The 2,282-nt window shown below is 56.3% G+C and carries 3 protein-coding genes; all 3 read left to right on the forward strand.

The window, feature by feature from the left end; genetic code table 11:
* The first annotated feature begins 85 nt into the window (after nucleotides 1-85).
* Nucleotides 86-499, forward strand: a complete 414-nt coding sequence (gene tnpA / locus AAIR21_RS27595; RefSeq protein WP_147839141.1) for an IS66-like element accessory protein TnpA — start codon at nucleotides 86-88, stop codon at nucleotides 497-499.
* A complete protein-coding gene (tnpB, locus tag AAIR21_RS27600; RefSeq protein WP_212563451.1) occupies nucleotides 496-846 on the forward strand; it encodes an IS66 family insertion sequence element accessory protein TnpB in 351 nt (116 codons plus the stop codon). Before tnpA ends, tnpB begins: the two co-directional genes overlap by 4 nt.
* Before the next feature lie 31 nt (nucleotides 847-877).
* On the forward strand, nucleotides 878-2,282 hold a 1,405-nt coding region (tnpC, locus tag AAIR21_RS27605; protein ID WP_434682797.1), incomplete at its 3' end, for an IS66 family transposase.

Genomic DNA, 2,282 nt, shown 5'->3' on the forward strand with positions numbered 1-2,282 from the left:
GTAAGCGTAAAGCCAGCGCCGTATGTAGCCATTAAGCCAGTGCTGGTAACTTAGACGCCCACCTGTTACTGACGGACATCTAAGTATGGAAACCCAATCCTGGCGAAAAGAACCTCGTAAAAATTATTCGAATGACTTCAAGCTCCGTATGGTCGAACTGGCTTCTCGTCCCGGAGCCTGCGTTGCTCAGATTGCCCGTGACAACGGCATCAATGATAACGTCATCTTCAAATGGCTACGGCTTTGGCAGAATGAAGGGCGTATATCACGCCGCCTTCCGACAACAGTCGAATCGTCACCATCACCGATGATGCTGCCTGTCGAGGTGATATCTGATCCAGCACCAACAGGTGAGACGAACACAGATCCGGGTCAGTTCTCAGCGCTGAATGCCTCCTCCTGTTGTGTTGAGTTCCGCCACGGCAAAATGACGCTGGAGAATCCGTCACCAGAGTTGCTGGCTGTACTGCTTCGCGAGCTGACCGGGAGAAGCCAATGATATCCCTCCCGTCAGGCACCCGTATCTGGCTGGTTGCCGGCGTTACGGATATGCGTAAGTCGTTCAATGGTCTGGGCGAACTGGTACAGCATGCCCTTGATGAAAATCCGTTCTCCGGCCACCTGTTTATCTTCCGTGGCCGCAAAGGTGACACCGTGAGGATCCTCTGGGCTGATGCTGACGGTCTGTGTCTGTTTACCAAACGTCTGGAAGAGGGACAGTTCGTCTGGCCTGCTGTACGCGACGGCAAAATCGCCATCACCCGCTCGCAACTTACCATGCTCCTCGACAAACTGGACTGGCGCCAGCCCAAAACATCCCGCTCCAACGCGCTGAGTATGTTGTAAATTAAATCATCCCGTTGCTATAACAGCGGGCATGAAACAGGACTATCTCACCCGTATCGCCGCGCTGGAAGATGCGCTTCGCCAGAAAGACAGTCAGCTTAGCCTCGTTGCAGAGACTGAGTCGTTCCTGCGTTCGGCGCTGGCCCGGGCAGAAGAGAAAATAGAGAACGAAGAGCGTGAAATAGAGCATCTGCGGGCGCAGATAGAAAAACTACGGCGGATGCTGTTCGGTACCCGTTCAGAAAAACTTCGCCGACAGGTTGAAGACGCAGAAGTCCTGCTGAAACAGCAGGAACAGCAAAGCGATCGTTACAATGGCCGGGATAACGATCAGCAGGTTCCACGTCAGCTTCGCCAGTCGCGCCACCGCCGTCCTCTACCTGAGCATCTTCCCCGCGAAATAAACAGGCTGGAGCCAGCCGCAACCTGCTGTCCAGGTTGCGGTAGTGATATGGCATATCTCAGTGAAGTCAGCGCGGAGCAACTGGAACTGGTCTCCAGCGCCCTGAAAGTGATCCGCACGGTCAGGGTAAAAAAGGCCTGCACCCGATGCGACTGTATCGTTGAAGCCCCTGCGCCATCACGCCCTATCGATCGGGGTATCGCCGGGCCGGGTCTGCTGGCCCGGGTGTTAACGGCAAAATACTGCGAACACCTGCCGCTATATCGTCAGTGCGAAATCTTTGCCCGTCAGGGCGTGGATCTGAGTCGTGCGCTGCTCTCCAACTGGGTGGATGCCTGTTGCCGGTTAATGGCACCGCTGGATGAAGCCCTTTACCACTACGTGATGAACTGCCGCAAACTGCATACGGACGATACCCCGGTGCCGGTACTGGCACCGGGGAGAAAGAAGACGAAAACCGGGCGCATCTGGACGTATGTGCGCGACGACCGGAGCGCTGGCTCGTCTGACCCACCGGCGGCGTGGTTCGCGTACTCACCGGACCGGCAAGGAAAACATCCTCAATACCATCTTCGCCATTATCATGGTGTGCTGCAGGCCGATGCCTTCGCAGGGTACGACAGGTTGTTCGGCGCAGAGCGTGATGGAGGCCCGTTAACAGAAGCCGCATGCTGGGCCCACGCGCGCCGAAAAATCCACGACATCTATATAAGCACTCAGACAGCGACGGCAGGGGAAGCCCTGAAACGTATCGGTGAACTGTACGCGGTGGAAGAGGAAATACGCGGCCTCCCGGCAACTGAGCGGCTGGCAACCAGGCGCTCCCGAAGTAAGCCATTACTGATCTCCCTGCATGACTGGTTGGTGGAGAAAAGCGCCACTCTGTCGAAGAAATCCCGGCTGGGCGAGGCGTTCGCTTATGCTCTGAACCAGTGGGATGCGCTGTGCTACTACTGCGATGATGGTCTGGCAGAGCCGGATAATAACGCTGCTGAGCGCGCGCTACGGGCAGTCTGTCTTGGCAAGAAAAACT

Origin of the sequence: Enterobacter sp. PTB, assembly GCF_051130085.1 — a bacterium.
In the GTDB taxonomy this organism is placed as follows: domain Bacteria; phylum Pseudomonadota; class Gammaproteobacteria; order Enterobacterales; family Enterobacteriaceae; genus Enterobacter; species Enterobacter ludwigii.

Coding starts and splice junctions, on each gene's coding strand:
- tnpB (WP_212563451.1), top strand. CDS start 496: ATGATATCCCTCCCGTCAGGCACCCGTATCTGGCTGGTTGCCGGCGTT.
- tnpA (WP_147839141.1), top strand. CDS start 86: ATGGAAACCCAATCCTGGCGAAAAGAACCTCGTAAAAATTATTCGAAT.